This is a genomic window from Methylocapsa palsarum, from assembly GCF_900114285.1.
Lineage (GTDB): Bacteria > Pseudomonadota > Alphaproteobacteria > Rhizobiales > Beijerinckiaceae > Methylocapsa > Methylocapsa palsarum.
The window spans coordinates 1-1133 of sequence record NZ_FOSN01000074.1; the positions used below are offsets into that span (position 1 = coordinate 1).

1 protein-coding gene is annotated in these 1133 nt (G+C 66.0%); it reads left to right on the plus strand.

What is annotated here, in order from left to right; translation table 11 throughout:
- Positions 1 to 1133 (plus strand): recombinase family protein (locus tag BM177_RS19340; protein ID WP_139223770.1); only part of this gene is annotated, 1133 nt, incomplete at both ends.

Consider the following 1133-nt stretch of genomic DNA (forward strand, 5'->3'; position numbering starts at 1 on the left):
CAAAAGCATGAGGGCTGGACGGCGTCGCCGGCGCTCTATGACGACGGCGGCTATTCCGGCGGCACGATGGAGCGCCCCGCCCTCAAACGCCTCATCGCCGACATCGAGGCCGGCCAGATCGATGTGGTCGTCGTCTACAAGGTCGACCGGCTGACGCGGGCGCTCTCCGACTTCGCCAGGCTCGTCGACGTCTTCGACCGCCGCGGCGTGTCCTTCGTCTCGATCACCCAGCAGTTTAACACCACCACCAGCATGGGCCGGCTGACCCTCAATGTACTGCTCTCCTTCGCCCAGTTCGAGCGCGAGGTGATCGGCGAGCGGGTGCGCGACAAGATCGCCGCCTCGAAGAAGAAGGGCATGTGGATGGGCGGCATGCCGCCCTTGGGCTATGACGTCAAGGACCGTAAGCTGGTCGTGAACGAGAACGAGGCGAAGATCGTCGTCCATATCTTCGAGCGTTATCTCGTGCTGAAGTCGGTGCGCGCGCTTGGCGACGATCTGGCCGGCGCCGGGATCAACAGCAAGCGACGGCTGCGGCGGGGCGGCGAGGTTTATGGCGGTCAAACGCTCACCCGCGGGGCGCTCTACGCGATGCTGCAGAACCGCCTGTACCGCGGCGAGATCAGCTACAAAGGCGGCGTCTATCCCGGCGAGCATCCGGCGATCATCGACCCGCCGCTGTGGGACGCGGCTCAGGCGACGCTCGCCGGCAACCGCGTCGATCGGGCGACGGGCGTCTGCGCCAACCATCCCAGCCTGCTCACCGGGATCGCGTTCGACGACGCCGGCGAGCGCCTCACGCCGACCCACGCGGTCAAGAAGGGCGCGCGCTATCGCTATTATGTTTCGACCTCCCTGGTCACAGGCGCGCGAACGAATCGTTCGGGGGGACGGCGGATCCCCGCCAGCGATCTGGAAACCCTTGTGATCGACAGGCTGCGCGCTTTTCTCAATGATCCCGGAGCCCTCATCGACGCCCTCGGCGCGGGAGCTCCCGACGCTTCAGGATGCGGGCGCCTGATCGAACGCGGCCGTATTCTTGCGGAGGCTCTCGCAGCCGATGCGCCAGACAAAGTCAAAGCGAGGCTGATGACGCTGCAGTGCCGCGTCGACGTCAAACCCGATCGCGTCGA